The following is a 14,505-nucleotide window of genomic DNA, read 5'->3' as shown; positions in this document are numbered from 1 at the left end:
TTACAAAATATATAATATGACCGACTTCAATTTTGCGAAGTATAATAAGATATTAGGCTGGGCAGTATTTGCCATTGCCCTTATTGTTTACTCTCTTACTGTAGAGCCCACAGCGAGTTTTTGGGATGCAGGTGAGTACATATCCACCTCCTCAAAACTAGAAATAGGCCACCCACCGGGAGCACCACTATATCAAATACTAGGAGCCTTTGTTTCTATTTTTGCACCAGACGCCACCTACATAGCACTTACTGTAAATTATCTCTCGTGCCTCACAAGTGCGTTTACCATACTTTTCATGTTCTGGTCGCTCACCTTATTAATCACAAGGTCGCTTACTATTAATGCAGAACTTATCACAAAAACAAAGCAACAAGCAGTTCTTGCTAGTGCGGCTATAGGCGCTCTTGCATTTGCGTTTACAGATAGTTTTTGGTTTAATGCCGTAGAAGCAGAGGTATATGCCCCAGCAGCCGTGGTACTCTCTCTTTTATTCTACTTGGGATTATTGTGGGAGCGTGACATGCACGAACCAAGAGGTAATCGCTGGCTCATATTGATATCCTTTATTGTAGGACTCTCATTTGGTATTCACTTTATGGGATTACTTACCATCCCAGCAATTGGCTTACTCTATTTCTTCAAGAACACAGAAAAAGTAACTGCCAAAAATCTTATCATAGCACTCGTTATCGTTGTAGCCATATTGATGTTTATTTTCAAGTTACTACTACCTTATACTTTATCATTATTCGGATATTTAGAAGTGTTCTTTGTAAACTCTATGGGACTACCTTTTAATAGCGGTACCATTATAGCAGGTTTACTTCTTATAGGATTATTTGTTTACGGATTTAAGCTTTCGCGAAAGCGCAACAAACCACTTCTCAACACCATGCTACTTTGCATGCTTTACATTTTTATAGGGTTTTCTAGCTGGATGATGCTTCCTATACGTGCAAATGCTGGTACTACTATTAATGAGAACAACCCATCAAACGCTCGATCATTACTTGCTTACTATAACCGTGAGCAATATGCCGAAACAAAACTCTTTTATGGACCACAATTTACCTCAGATTATTCTGGGCTAGATCCAGATACGCCATACCTCGATAAACCGAAGTTATACGAGAAAGACGAAGCGCTTGGAAAATATGTTGTAGTAAATGAATGGCGTAATGCAAAGCAAAATCTTGATGATGCGCACAATGCCATCTTACCAAGAATGTGGAGCCCAGAAAACAATGCAAACTACATGCAATATACGGGTCCTTTGAAATTCAGTATCAAGTATGATCCTGATATGCCAGAGGAAGATCGCCAGTATCTTCAAGATGTTGTAACGCAGTTCAAGATAGATTACAGAGACGGAAAGGTAAATTATGAAGGTTATGATGCCTTTTTAAAGAGCCAGATAGGGAGTTACCTAGATGTAGAAAAACCATCTTTTGGAGCAAACATGAATTATATGTTCAGCTTCCAGTTTGGGTATATGTACTGGCGTTACTTCATGTGGAACTTTGTAGGAAGACAAAATGATATACAAGGTAAAGGCGATGACTTTAACGGAAACTGGATTTCTGGAATAGGCTTTATTGACAGTATGTTCTTGGGACCACAAGACAACCTACCGTCTGATGTTGCCGATAATAAAGCTCGCAACACCTATTTCTTCCTTCCCCTATTACTTGGATTATTAGGTCTACTTTTTCACGCAAGTAAAGACTGGAAACGTTTTGCAGTATTACTAGTCTTCTTCTTATTTACAGGCTTAGCATTAAAAGTATATCTAAATGAACGTGCTTTTGAACCTCGTGAGCGTGATTATGCTTTAGTAGGATCCTTCTATGTCTTTGCGATGTGGATAGGCTTTGGAGTGTATGCGCTATTTGATATTGTAAAAGATTTTATAAAACCTAAAATAGCAATGCCTATTGTGGCTGTTATATGTTTACTAGCTGCTCCTGTATTGCTTGCCTCACAAAACTGGGATGACCATGATCGCTCAGGAAGGAAAACGGCACTTGCCATGGCAAAGAAGTATCTAGACTCTGTAGATGAGAATGCCATTATATTTACAATAGGTGACAACGATACGTTTGCTCTTTGGTATGCTCAAGAAATTGAAGGATATCGCACCGATGTACGTATTGTAAACACGAGTTTGATTAATACAGACTGGTATTATGACCAGATGAAGAGAGCGGCATATAAAAGTCCGCCGGTGCCTAGCTCGCTTACACATGATAAGTATGCAGCCTCTAATCGTGAGGCACTATTTTATCAAGAAACCAAGGACTCTATTATCCCTATATCACAATGGATGAACTTTGTTGCTAGTGATGATCCTAGAACAAAAGTAGAATACACTAAAGGACAGTTTTTTAACACCTTCCCTAGTAAAAAGGTACGTATTCCTGTGGATAAGGAAACTGTACTTAAGAATAAGATAGTACCTATGGATGATGCAGATAAAATTGTACCGTACATAGACATTGAACTTAAAGGGAATGTTCTTTATAAAAATAGGCTTCTTATGCTAGACATCATTGCTAGCAATAACTGGGAACGACCTATTTACTTTACTGGTGGAAGCTTTGGTGATGATGACTACCTCTGGATGAAAGACTACTTGCAACTAGATGGTGTAGCTTATAAACTTATTCCTATAAGAACTCCTATCGATCCTCGTAATCCATATGATATGGGACGTGTAGATGCAGATAAGATGTATGACATCGTAAAGAAATGGTACTGGGGTAACAGCGGAAGCCTAGATATCTATCACGATCGTGAGACGCGCACTAATGCTATTACCTACAGAGGTAACATGGCACGTCTAGTAGAGCAACTTCTAGCAGAGAATAAGCCAGAAAAAGCTAAGGAAATCATGGATCTCGCTATGGAAAAAATGCCAGTAGATATTTTTGAATTTTATACGCTTGTCGAGCCATATATTACTGGATATTATGAGATAGGAGAAACACAACGTGCTCAAGAAATATGGAAAGAAGTTGCTACTAAGTATCAAGAGCAGCTCACCTACTTTAGCAATGTAGATGAAGAGCTTCAATACAAATATTATGAAGAGATCTTGACTAATATTGAGAAGTATAGAAGTCTTGTAGATCTTCTTATTATAAATGATGATAGAGAACTGTTTGAAAAAGAAGCAAAAGTCTTTGATAACTACATGCGCACGTTCCCATATTTAATGGGCGATGATGATGAAGGAGAAGAAGTTCCTCAAGAATTACTTGAAACACTACCTGAACCGTCCATTGAGATCCCAGCGCAAGACAGTGTAAAAGATGAAGTACTAACAGACTTAAATTAACCTCAACGATGCAGGAGCGTATTTTACCATGGGCTTTATTAATAGGCTATATAATTATCCTACTGCTTATAGACTTTTTTGTACTTCATAAAAAAGGAACAACCATAAGCGTTAAAAAAGCATCGTACGAGACTATCTTTTTTATAACTAACGCCCTTCTCTTTGGAGGGCTTATTTATTGGTTTTATAGCTCAGGACTCGTAGCAAATCCTTATGATTATTCCGGCACAAAAGCAGTAGTCACCTACTTAACAGGTTATCTGGTGGAGCTATCGCTCAGTGTAGATAATCTATTTGTGATTGCAGTAATCTTCACCTCTTTTAAGATACCAAGCCAGTTCCAACATAGACTGTTGTTTTTAGGGATTTTAGGCGCCATCATATTTAGAGCGCTACTTATAGGGGTAGGCATTACACTTATTAATAAAATACCTGGAATGCATTTCATTTTTGGAGGCATCCTACTCTTTACAGCGTTTAAGATGCTTAAAGATGACCAGGAGCCTGTAGAGAATGAGGAGCCAAAAGGGCTTGCAAAATGGTTTAAATTTTCAAAAATAATAGACGGAGATAATTGGGTCACTACAGTAGATGGAAAGCGAGTTTTTACAGCGCTATTTGGCGCACTGGTTACTATAGAACTCACAGACTTATTATTTGCCTTAGACAGCATACCAGCAATACTAGCTATCACAAAAGACCCATTTATAGTATATAGTTCAAATATATTTGCCATTATGGGCTTAAGATCACTCTATTTCTTCCTAGCTAATATGCTAGAGCGATTTAAGTATCTTAAGTATAGTGTTTTTGTAATACTGCTATTTGTCGCTGCAAAACTTATTGTAGGTCATTACTATCCGTTCCCAGAATGGTTATCACTCGTTGTTATTTTTGTATGTCTAGGCGCAGGAGTTATGTATTCTCTTAGCAAAGATCAGACACGACTATAGATGAGCTTTTTAAAACCTTCGCGAGTGCCTTCTATTTTTACTTGGTTATATCCAAGTTGGTATTTATGGAGCAAACCAAAAGGCAAGAAAACCATCTATCTCACCTTTGACGACGGACCCATTCCTGAGGTGACCGATTTTGTTTTAGATACGCTTTCGCGAAAGCGAGACAAACCCATTCCTGCTACTTTTTTTTGCATAGGTGATAATGTGCGTAAGCATCCAGAGGTGTTTAAAAGAATCCTTGCCGAAGGTCACGCCATAGGAAATCACACCTACAATCACTTACAGGGATGGAAAACAGATAACGATACGTATTTAAAAAACACACAGCTCGCCGAACTTGAGATGAGCAAGCATATAGAACGTAATCCTGATACATTATCAAGTTCGCTATTTAGACCACCATATGGAAAAATAAAGCGCATTCAAGCATCTGCATTGCGCAAGATGGGATATAAAATTGTAATGTATCGTGTAGTTGCTTATGACTGGGAATCAAGCCTTACTCCAGAAGCATGTTTACATAATGTAATTGATACTGCAAAGGATGGAGATATTATCGTTTTTCACGACAGTGTAAAAGCATATAAGAACTTGCAGTATGCACTTCCTAAAGTTATTGAGTATTTTGAAAATGCTGGATTTAGCTTTGGGAAATTATAATGATGTTAATAAGAATACTCTTCCATAATACCAATAATGGTATTTGCATCTAGCTCCCCGCTTTGACGCCATATCATCTCTCCGTTTTTATAAATAATAAGTGTAGGCAAAGCTTTAATGCGCAGTGCTTCGGCAAGCTTGTTATTCTTATCTACATCTATCTTAATCACTTTTCCCTTATCGCCTATTGCAGCAGCTACTTCCCTAAGTACAGGATGCATTGCCATTGAATTCTCATTCCAGTCTGTATAGAAGTCTAACAGTATCGGAATATTTACGTCTATAAGTTCTCCAAATTTTGACATACCTATGGATTTTATTAATCAATTAAGGATTACGTGCTTAGTAAAGATAGCACATTCTTGGTATTATGCGTTTGCACTACCTTTTTTCAACTCTATAACAGTTATCTCAGGCCATATTCCTACCCTTCCAGGAAAAGCAAGATACCCAAAACCACGGTTTACATTTATATACTGCTTTGCATCTTCATAGATACCTGCCCAGTATTTATAACGCCACTTTACAGGACTCCATTTAAACCAACCTGGTATCTCAATACCAAATTGCATGCCATGGGTGTGACCACTGAGCGTTAAGTGAAAATGGTCTGGATGATCTTTTACCTCAAACTCCCAGTGTGAGGGATCATGACTCATTAATATCCTAAAGTCTTCCTTATCTAGACCGCTTATTGCTTTATTAAGATCTCCTGCTTTTTTAAATCCGCCCTCACCCCAGTTTTCTACCCCTACAATTGCAAGTCGCTCACCTCCTCTTTCAATGAAATGATGTTCATTAAGTAATAGCTTGAAATCCATTTCTTTTTGGATTTCTTTGAGCCTATTGAGGTTATCTATTTTTGCTTGAGGCGTAGGCCACTCTACATAATCACCATAATCATGATTTCCTAAGACAGAGTACTTTCCATCTTTTGCACGCAAACGAGCAAAAGAGTCTTGCCATTGATCCATCTCGCGCGCTTCATTATTAACCATATCTCCAGTAAATAAGATAGCATCACTCGCCTGCTCATTGATAAGATCTATGGCATAATTTACCTTCTCCTTATTATCAAAGCTTCCGCTATGTATGTCACTTATCTGAGTAATCTTATAACCATCAAAGGCCGCTGGAAGATCATCAAAGGTGAGTGTATACTTGAGGACTTTAAAGTTGTAACGTCCTTTTATAACACCATATAAAATAGATGCAAATGGTATTGCTGCTAGCCCTAATGCAATCTGACTTACAAATTTACGGCGGGAGGGGATTGCTTTCCCTTCTGAGCTTGTCGAGATTTTATTCACACCACCGCGTATGAGCCTAAAGATATCTTCACCAAACATAGTTGCAATAATTACTAGCTTGCAAACAATGAGAATGATAAATGACACCACAAAAAATTGCGTCAACGCACTCATATTGCGTCGTCCACCAGTTGAGAATTGATAAATCATCCCTCCTATAATAAAAACGGTAATAAGAAAGTATAAAATGGTTCCCCAGCGGCCTTTTACAAGAAATCTAAATGCTTGGTAGGCATATATATCTAAGGCAATCACAAATAGGATAATAAAAATAAATCTGAGCACAGTTTATGAATTTAGGCAAAAATAGAGGGTGAACTATTAGTAGAGTTCCGTTTCACGTTTCTTTAACTATAAAGGTATTATTTACATACGCTTTCGCGAAAGCGTACCTATCAAACAGTAACTTCTAGAATTTTTGCATGACTACTTGCAAATGAAAGTTCATTTACAACCGCCGGCAGCACTACTGTTTGTCCTTTTTTAAATGCATACACCTCATCATCACATGAGAACGTTGCACTACCATCTACACACATAAGGATTGTAAAAGAATCCTTATTACTGTAATCCCTTGTTGCTTCTCCTTCTAGGGCTAATAATGTTGTCTGGAAGTATGGTGTTTCCATGATAGACACAGCAGTGTTTACCTCCGTTTTATAAGGAGTATTGTAAGTGTCATATCCTTTTAAGTCTACCACATCGATAGCTTCCTCACTATGCAAGTCTCGCAAAGCTCCAGTTTTTGCATCTATCCTATTGTAATCAAATATGCGGTAAGTAACATCAGAGGTTTGCTGTATCTCGGCAAGTAATACTCCTGCACCTATAGCATGTACTCTACCCGTAGGTATGTGGAAGATATCGCCCTCTTTTATATATTCTGTATGTAACAGATCAACTATGTTTCCGCTTTTTACAGCTTCTTCATATTGTTCTTTTGAGGTGTCCTCTTCAAAACCAACAATAATACTTGCATCATGATCTGCTTGCATGATATACCACATCTCATTTTTTCCAAAAGAATTATGACGCTCCTTTGCTACCTTATCATCCGGGTGAACTTGTATAGAAAGCGGAGTTTTGGCATCTAGAAACTTAATAAGCAAAGGGAAATTTGTACCAAATCTCTCAAGCACAGACGTTCCTAAAAATTGAGCTCCAAAGGTGGTAATAAGATCATGTAACGTATTTCCAGCAAGCGCTCCATTTGACACTTGTGTCTCGCTGCCTTCTACATCAGAAACCTCCCAAGATTCACCTATCTGATCTCCACTAAATTCTTTATTGAGCTCTGTGCGCAACTTATCACCACCCCATAGGCGGTATTTAAAGTGTGGAGTAAAAAAAAGGGGATATAGTTTCATAGTCTAAATAGGTCGCAAATATACAGCTTACCTTAAATTTTTCTATCACTTCTATTTCTTGATTCGCTATCTGTATTTTTGTAAACACTATGCTTAAATTAAAAGATGTACTATTTCATATTTCTAATCGCTTTACAATAGGTCCTATCAACTTGTCTATCAGCCAAGGTGATCATATCGCGCTCATAGGAGAAAGTGGTTGTGGTAAGACTACCTTACTCAAAATGATTTATGGACTTTATGACCTAGATGAAGGATTTATCACGTGGAATGAAGAAAAAATCACAGGCCCAGAGGATCATCTCATACCAGGAATGCCTTTTATTAAATATCTTTCTCAGGATTTCGACCTCATGCCTTTCACCTCGGTAGCAGAAAATATTAATAAATATTTAAGCCGATTAGAGCCTGAAGCGAGTAAGGCGCGTACAGATGAGCTCATGGAAGTGGTAGAAATGACGGCATATGCAAATGCTCACGTAAAAACACTCTCTGGCGGTCAAAAACAACGTGTTGCACTCGCACAAACGCTAGCCAAAGAACCAGAATTACTACTGCTAGACGAGCCATTCTCACATATAGACAACTTTAGAAAAAACAAATTACGTCGTAGGTTGTTTAGCTACTTGAAAAAACAACAAATCACCTGCCTTGTTGCCACGCATGATAGTACAGATGTACTTGCATTTATGGATAAAACAGTAGTGATGAAAAGCGGAAAAGTAATCGCCCATGAGGAAACATTAAAACTATATAAAAACCCGCCCAACTATTATGTTGGTTCGCTTTTTGGAGATATTAATGAACTACCTAAAACTTGGTTTTTCAAAGATTATCAAGGTGATGCTACCCTCTTATTACATCCTCACGAGATTACTACAGTTCCAGATGGAAAAATAGCAACCGTTATAGATTGCTATTTTATGGGTTCACACTATTTGGTAACCGCTATGGTAGGAGATAAAACTGTTCTTTTTAACGCATCAGTTTCATATCCCACGCATACAGATGTCACACTAGGCTTAAGAATTAATACACCGAAGTAATGGTAATATCGCTTTCGCGAAAGCGTACTACATCACCTTTTTTCTTACTCAGTAATAACTGCCCCATAGGCGATGCAAGTGCTATCGCATAATAAGGTCTTCCTTCTATTTTTATTTCTCCTGCCGAAACTGAGATAAAGAAACGATTTGTAGAGGTATGCACTACACTACCTAGACGCACGTAATCACTCTTCACCTTTATATCAACTTTAGATAAGGCATCTTCTATCTTGCCTATTTCTTTAAGTTGCTCACCCGCTTGCTCACGATCTATCTGTAGCATTGCCCTTCCAGTCTCATGCTTATCTCCTGCTGAACTCTTAGTCTCATCTTCTAGAGATTCCATGATATCTGCAATCACGGTTTCCACCTTATTGCGACGGTTTACAATCCACTGCGTGCACTTTGTAAAGAGTTCTAATTTTATTTCTTGATGATTCATAAATTACTTGCCTATGGTTATGTGACAATAAACCTATTATACGTGTAAACACATAAAAGGTTACAATTGCTAGCTATAAAATTCTAAATTAAATCTGCTAGATTCTTACCTATGGTACTTCCTATGGCAACTCCCATTCCTCCTAGCCGTACTCCGCAATAAGTATGTTGAGATATTTTCTTAACGATGGGCTTTTTTTGAATACCCACACCCATGATACCACTCCATCTGTGATCTATAGTATGAGGGGTATTAGGTAAAATCACCTCAGCCAGCAGTCGTTCTAATTCATTTTGAATAAGTGCTGTTTGAGACATCACCATCGTTTCCTCTCCTTGTATATCTAGATTTCTCCCTCCACCTAGAAGAATTCTGTTATTTATATTTCTAAAGTAATAGTATCCTTTATCGAGATGAAAAGTGCCTTTCACTTTGAGTTCTGGAATAGGATGTGTGATTAACACCTGTGCTCTCGCTGGTTTTACTTCGCTAAGTCCTAGCGTGCTTGCAAAACCATTTGTAGCAATGAAGAGCTTTTTTGTAGAGAATGTATTGTGAGCAGTTACAACTGCTACGCTCTCGGCTTCTTCTTTATAAGAGTTTACGGTCATACTATTTAATATGAGTATCCCTTTAGCATGTGCGAGTTTGAGAAGTGCACTCATCATCATTCCCGTATCTATCTGGCCTTCGCAATTATTAAAAATCACCTTATTTTCTATATCATCAAAACCAAATGCATCATCCTGCAGCGTGTACACTTCTTTATTAAAAGTAGGAAATAGCAACTTATTTATGTGAGCTAGATTCTGTACACATTCCTCATACAGCACGGTATCATTTGAAGTAAAAAGCTCATAACCTCCATGCTCTTGATAGTCTATTTGTTCATCTCCAAGCATACTTCTCAACAGTTGTAAACCTTCCACACGTTGTTTAACTAGAGAGATCACCTCTTCTTCTGAGTGTGTTTTGAGATCTTCTAGTAATTCTGAAATACTTCCAAAGCATGCAAAACCAGCATTTTTTGTACTCGCCCCATTAGGAAGTAAACCTTTTTCTAGAATAACTATTTTTGAGTTGGCATTTTTTTCGCGTAAGCGTATTGCACACATTAAACCCACAATACCGCTGCCTACAATGGTGTAATCTACATTATTAAACCACGATTCTCGCTCCCAGAAACTTAGATTCATTAGATATTTTTCATTAAAAATACGTGTTCTATGTTAGTGCCTCAAATTTCTCTCGTCTAACACTCGTATGACAGCGCAGGCAATTACTACGATCTTACTAGCTTTTATAGCATTTTCACTCCCAGAGCCGAGAATGTATAGCAAGCTATATCATGATGATGGCACCATTCAAGCAGAAGGATGGATAATGGGAGAGCAAAAGGTAAAATACTGGAAATTTTATCACGAGAATGGAACCATCGCCGCCGAGGGACATTATCAAACTAATAAGAAATCAAAGTACTGGCATTATTACGATAATCAAGGAAAACTGACTAAGGAAGGGCATTATGAGGACGGAATTGCCCAAAATTGGTGGATTTTTTACGACCTTGCGCGCCAAGAAACTAGAAAAAGCCAGTACGTTGACAATCATTTACATGGTTTCTGTCTCGTATATAAAAACAAAAAACTTTTTAAGGTAGAAAAATACGAGAAGAATCAATTAAAAGGCGCGTGGACAAGCATACGTGATTTCCGCCGCGATAATCCTGATGTATCACTCTACTAGCGTTATGACTCCCCTTATTAAAGTAATAATACCAGCTTACAACGAGCAAGACTCCATAGGTCATGTGCTACGAGACATTCCTACTGCTGTGAGTGAAGTTATTGTAGTAAGCAATGCCTCTACAGATAATACAGAACAAGTCGCGAGAGAAAATGGCGCTACAGTACTAAGAGAAGAACGCAAAGGTTACGGATATGCCTGCCTCAAGGGTATGGAATATATAGCAACCGTGGGTGTAGATGATGTTGCACAACGCCCAGACATCGTCGTCTTTCTGGATGGTGATTATAGTGATTATCCAGAAGAGCTTACTAAGATAGTCACTCCTATTATTAATGGAGATTACGACATGGTTATAGGTGCTAGAGACAAACGCTTTCGCGAAAGCGGATCAATGACCACTCCACAGATTTTTGGAAATTGGCTTGCTACTTCATTAATGACGCTATTCTTTGGAGCAAACTTTACAGATCTAGGTCCTTTTAGAGCTATGAAATATGATAGCTTACTCGCCTTACAGATGGAAGACAAAACCTACGGCTGGACGGTTGAAATGCAACTCAAGGTTTTAAAGAAAAAAATGAATTATATAGAAGTCCCGGTAACTTATCGCAATCGCATAGGTGTTTCTAAAGTCTCTGGTACAGTAAAAGGTGCAGTAATGGCAGGAGTTAAAATACTAGGATGGATTTTCAAATACAGTTTTAAGAAATGATATTAGAAACCGTTATTATTGTTATTTACACGATTTCGCTTATTATCATATTTGCGTATAGCTTATCCCAGCTCAACTTACTTTTTAATTACTTGCGCGCACAGCGCAAGAAAGATGACGCTGTCCTATTTAATTTTAAAGATCCAGCACAAATTCCATTTGTAACGATACAGCTTCCAGTATATAATGAACTGTATGTAATGGAACGTCTACTAGATAATATTGCGCTCTTAGACTACCCTGCAAATAAGCTTGAAATCCAAGTGCTAGATGATAGTACAGATGAGTCTTTTGAAACTACAAGAAATCACATAAAACGCCTTAGCGATAAAGGACTAGACATAAAACATGTTACTCGTACAGACCGTTCAGGTTTTAAAGCCGGTGCTTTAAAGGAAGGACTTAAAGTTGCAAAAGGCGAATTTATCGCCATATTTGATGCAGATTTTCTTCCAGAACCTAACTGGCTACAGCGCACCGTTCCTTACTTTAAGGATCGCAATATAGGCGTTGTACAAACTCGCTGGGGACATATAAATAGAGATTATTCTTTGCTTACGAAAGTGCAGGCTTTTGCACTTGATGCACATTTTACACTAGAACAAGTAGGTAGAAATAGTAAAGGACATTTTATAAACTTTAATGGAACTGCTGGCTTATGGCGCAAGCAGTGCATAGAAGATGCAGGAAACTGGGAAGGTGATACCCTTACAGAAGATCTTGACCTAAGCTACCGTGCCCAACTCAAAAACTGGAAATTTAAATACCTAGAGGATGTAGAAACTCCTGCAGAGCTTCCAGTAGTAATAAGTGCTGCACGCTCTCAACAGTTTCGATGGAATAAAGGAGGGGCAGAGAACTTCCAGAAAATGTCTAGAAAAGTTTTGACTAGCAAAACTATTTCTCCAAAAACAAAAATGCATGGCTTACTACACCTTTTAAATAGTACCATGTTTTTAAATGTTCTTATTGTAGCAATATTGAGCATACCTATGTTACACATCAAGAACGAATACGCACATTTAAAGCCATATTTTTATGTGATGTCTTTCTTTGTAATAAGTAGTGTGATTTTCTTTATCTGCTACTGGTTTATGTTTAAAAGTATATATGGTGGAGGTTTCAAGCAATTTTTAAAATACACGGGGATGTTCTTTGTGTTCTTTAGTATTGCCATGGGATTCTCACTTCATAACTCTATAGCAGTAATAGAAGGTCACCTAGGTAAACGAAGTGATTTTATACGTACGCCTAAGTTTAACATAAGCGAACTCAAAGACTCTTGGAAAGGCAATAAATATCTCAAAAAGAACATATCTATCAATGTAATTTTTGAAGGACTTTTGATGTTGTACTTTGGTTTTGGGATGTACTATGCATCTGTCGTAGGTGATCAAGGTGGTGATTTTGGATTATTCCCTTTTCACTTTATGTTATTCATGGGATTTGGTTTTGTGTTTTTTAAATCTCTTACGAGTAAAGCGTGATAGCACGTCTTTGGAAATATCAAAAAACTCCTATCGCACTAGCGATTGTTTCCTTAGTTACCTATTACCTCTTTGCTTTTCAACTAGAAAGAGCTAACACCGTACTCCTACTAAGTCTGTACAGCATACTTTTTGCTTGCTTTTACTTCATAGTAAGCAAAGGCAAAAATGACTTCTCTTTACTACTCGTCTTTGCAGTAGCATTAAGACTCATATTTATACCTGTAATCCCAAATCTCTCTCAAGATTTTTATCGCTTTATATGGGACGGGCGCATGTTTACACAAGGTCTCAATCCATATTTAACAACTCCTCAAAGCTATATAGAAGCAGGCAATCTCCAGATTGTAGCGCAAGCAAGACAGCTCTATGAGGGAATGGGAGCACTTAACGGAAGTCACTTTACAAATTACCCACCCGTAAACCAACTTATATTTGGAATTGCAGGATTATTCTCTGGCAATAGCATCATTGGCGCAGCTATCGTTTTTAGAATTACCATTATTCTAGCAGATGTTGGGATTATCATTTACGGTAAGAAATTGTTACAAAAGTTAGGCTTACCCATTCATAATATCTTCTGGTATGCGCTTAATCCTTTTATCATTATTGAGATGACGGGCAATCTGCATTTTGAGTCTGTAATGCTATTTTTTGTCGTCTTATCCTTGTATTTATTGGCTCAAGGTAAGTGGATATTAAGTGCTATTATGATAGCATTATCTATATCTACTAAGTTATTACCTTTACTCTTTCTGCCATTTTTCATGCAATACTTCTTAACTCGTGGTGATAGAAAAACAACCCACTTTAGAAGCTCTTATCCTTGGAAAGTCCGCTTTCGCGAAATAACAAAAAACCTACCTCGTCTCGTTTATTTCTATTTGATTGTGATTGGAGTAGTCATATTGACCTTCTTACCATTTCTCACAAATGAGTTTGCCGAAAACTTTGGAGCATCCATTGCGTTATGGTTTAAGAAATTTGAATTTAATGCTAGCGTCTACTATATTATTAGATACATAGGTTATCAAACGATAGGTTGGAACATCATAGGAGACGTAGGTCCTTTACTCCCTAAGATTGTGTTAGGTTTTCTGATAGTTATAGCCTTTTTTAGAAATAACAGATCATTACAAGCAACCATTACAGCAATACTTATTGGTATCTCCTTTTACTTTTTAATGTCTACCACTGTTCATCCTTGGTATGTGGCTACTCCTTTACTTTTGTGTGTGTTTACACGCTATCGCTTTCCACTAGTATGGAGTGCAACCGTGATGCTAAGCTATGCCGCATACGGCGCAAATGGATTCAATGAAAACTTATGGCTAGTGGCAATAGAATATATTATTGTAATCGTATTTTTTATCTGGGAAGTTTATAGACCTTCTAAGGTTACTGTAATGACAAAGACCGCCATTAAGAGCTAG

13 protein-coding genes are annotated in these 14,505 nt (G+C 37.7%); 8 read left to right on the top strand and 5 right to left on the bottom strand.

Translation table 11 applies throughout. The annotated features are described in order from the left end of the window. Nucleotides 1-16 precede the first annotated feature (16 nt). Genes ACJJVU_RS03665 through ACJJVU_RS03655 form a run of 3 tightly spaced genes read left to right on the top strand, consistent with a single transcriptional unit; the run spans nt 17 to nt 4,959 of the window. Complete coding sequence (locus ACJJVU_RS03665; protein WP_405222398.1) at nt 17-3,340, top strand: protein O-mannosyl-transferase family; 3,324 nt, start codon at nt 17-19, stop codon at nt 3,338-3,340. An 8-nt stretch (nt 3,341-3,348) separates the two neighbouring features. Continuing rightward, the gene (locus tag ACJJVU_RS03660; RefSeq protein WP_339846809.1) at nt 3,349-4,293 is read left to right on the top strand and encodes a TerC/Alx family metal homeostasis membrane protein; all 945 of its coding nucleotides are present in this window, start codon (nt 3,349-3,351) and stop codon (nt 4,291-4,293) included. After that, nucleotides 4,294-4,959 (top strand): polysaccharide deacetylase family protein, encoded by a 666-nt coding sequence (locus ACJJVU_RS03655; RefSeq protein WP_405222394.1) that lies wholly within the window; start codon nt 4,294-4,296, stop codon nt 4,957-4,959. It begins immediately after the preceding gene. Between the two features lie 5 nt (nt 4,960-4,964). Here ACJJVU_RS03655 and ACJJVU_RS03650 read toward each other — a convergent pair whose 3' ends face one another. The 3 genes from ACJJVU_RS03650 to ACJJVU_RS03640 all read right to left on the bottom strand — a co-directional run bounded on the left by ACJJVU_RS03650 (nt 4,965) and on the right by ACJJVU_RS03640 (nt 7,636). Continuing rightward, nucleotides 4,965-5,264 (bottom strand): co-chaperone YbbN, encoded by a 300-nt coding sequence (locus ACJJVU_RS03650; protein WP_298329410.1) that lies wholly within the window; start codon nt 5,262-5,264, stop codon nt 4,965-4,967. Nucleotides 5,265-5,327: 63 nt separating this feature from the next. After that, entirely contained in the window at nt 5,328-6,554 is a 1,227-nt protein-coding gene (locus ACJJVU_RS03645) for a metallophosphoesterase (RefSeq protein ID WP_405222391.1), read from the bottom strand. 110 nt (nt 6,555-6,664) lie between these two features. Further along, nucleotides 6,665-7,636, bottom strand: coding sequence for a type I phosphomannose isomerase catalytic subunit (locus tag ACJJVU_RS03640; RefSeq protein WP_405222389.1), 972 nt, complete (start codon nt 7,634-7,636; stop codon nt 6,665-6,667). An 89-nt stretch (nt 7,637-7,725) separates the two neighbouring features. Here ACJJVU_RS03640 and ACJJVU_RS03635 point away from each other — a divergent pair, with 89 nt between their 5' ends. Next, complete coding sequence (locus ACJJVU_RS03635) at nt 7,726-8,682, top strand: ABC transporter ATP-binding protein (protein WP_405222386.1); 957 nt, start codon at nt 7,726-7,728, stop codon at nt 8,680-8,682. Here ACJJVU_RS03635 and ACJJVU_RS03630 read toward each other — a convergent pair. Next, entirely contained in the window at nt 8,666-9,124 is a 459-nt protein-coding gene (locus ACJJVU_RS03630; protein ID WP_013751029.1) for a hypothetical protein, read from the bottom strand. The two genes, ACJJVU_RS03635 and ACJJVU_RS03630, sit on opposite strands and share 17 nt — an antisense overlap. 83 nt (nt 9,125-9,207) lie before the next feature. After that, nucleotides 9,208-10,320 (bottom strand): NAD(P)/FAD-dependent oxidoreductase, encoded by a 1,113-nt coding sequence (locus ACJJVU_RS03625; RefSeq protein ID WP_405222383.1) that lies wholly within the window; start codon nt 10,318-10,320, stop codon nt 9,208-9,210. Between the two features lie 67 nt (nt 10,321-10,387). Between ACJJVU_RS03625 and ACJJVU_RS03620 the strand changes: the two genes are divergently transcribed. The 4 genes from ACJJVU_RS03620 to ACJJVU_RS03605 are packed head-to-tail and all read left to right on the top strand — an operon-like array spanning nt 10,388 to nt 14,505. Beyond that, nucleotides 10,388-10,870, top strand: coding sequence for a toxin-antitoxin system YwqK family antitoxin (locus tag ACJJVU_RS03620; protein ID WP_298329424.1), 483 nt, complete (start codon nt 10,388-10,390; stop codon nt 10,868-10,870). A gap of 4 nt (nt 10,871-10,874) precedes the next feature. Continuing rightward, entirely contained in the window at nt 10,875-11,585 is a 711-nt protein-coding gene (locus ACJJVU_RS03615) for a glycosyltransferase family 2 protein (RefSeq protein WP_405222380.1), read from the top strand. Then, nucleotides 11,582-13,072 carry a cellulose synthase family protein gene (locus ACJJVU_RS03610; RefSeq protein WP_405222377.1) on the top strand — a complete coding sequence of 497 codons (1,491 nt, stop codon included), beginning with the start codon at nt 11,582-11,584 and terminating at the stop codon, nt 13,070-13,072. The genes ACJJVU_RS03615 and ACJJVU_RS03610 overlap by 4 nt, the downstream gene beginning before the upstream one ends. Then, the gene (locus tag ACJJVU_RS03605) at nt 13,069-14,505 is read left to right on the top strand and encodes a mannosyltransferase (protein ID WP_405222374.1); all 1,437 of its coding nucleotides are present in this window, start codon (nt 13,069-13,071) and stop codon (nt 14,503-14,505) included. Before ACJJVU_RS03610 ends, ACJJVU_RS03605 begins: the two co-directional genes overlap by 4 nt.

This window comes from Dokdonia sp. Asnod1-B02, assembly GCF_045063955.1.
Classification (GTDB): Bacteria; Bacteroidota; Bacteroidia; order Flavobacteriales; family Flavobacteriaceae; genus Dokdonia.
This window is presented reverse-complemented; position numbering and strand designations above follow the sequence as displayed.

Coding starts and splice junctions, on each gene's coding strand:
- ACJJVU_RS03665 (WP_405222398.1), top strand. CDS start 17: ATGACCGACTTCAATTTTGCGAAGTATAATAAGATATTAGGCTGGGCA.
- ACJJVU_RS03660 (WP_339846809.1), top strand. CDS start 3,349: ATGCAGGAGCGTATTTTACCATGGGCTTTATTAATAGGCTATATAATT.
- ACJJVU_RS03655 (WP_405222394.1), top strand. CDS start 4,294: ATGAGCTTTTTAAAACCTTCGCGAGTGCCTTCTATTTTTACTTGGTTA.
- ACJJVU_RS03650 (WP_298329410.1), bottom strand. CDS start 5,264: ATGTCAAAATTTGGAGAACTTATAGACGTAAATATTCCGATACTGTTA.
- ACJJVU_RS03640 (WP_405222389.1), bottom strand. CDS start 7,636: ATGAAACTATATCCCCTTTTTTTTACTCCACACTTTAAATACCGCCTA.
- ACJJVU_RS03635 (WP_405222386.1), top strand. CDS start 7,726: ATGCTTAAATTAAAAGATGTACTATTTCATATTTCTAATCGCTTTACA.
- ACJJVU_RS03630 (WP_013751029.1), bottom strand. CDS start 9,124: ATGAATCATCAAGAAATAAAATTAGAACTCTTTACAAAGTGCACGCAG.
- ACJJVU_RS03625 (WP_405222383.1), bottom strand. CDS start 10,320: ATGAATCTAAGTTTCTGGGAGCGAGAATCGTGGTTTAATAATGTAGAT.
- ACJJVU_RS03620 (WP_298329424.1), top strand. CDS start 10,388: ATGACAGCGCAGGCAATTACTACGATCTTACTAGCTTTTATAGCATTT.
- ACJJVU_RS03615 (WP_405222380.1), top strand. CDS start 10,875: ATGACTCCCCTTATTAAAGTAATAATACCAGCTTACAACGAGCAAGAC.
- ACJJVU_RS03610 (WP_405222377.1), top strand. CDS start 11,582: ATGATATTAGAAACCGTTATTATTGTTATTTACACGATTTCGCTTATT.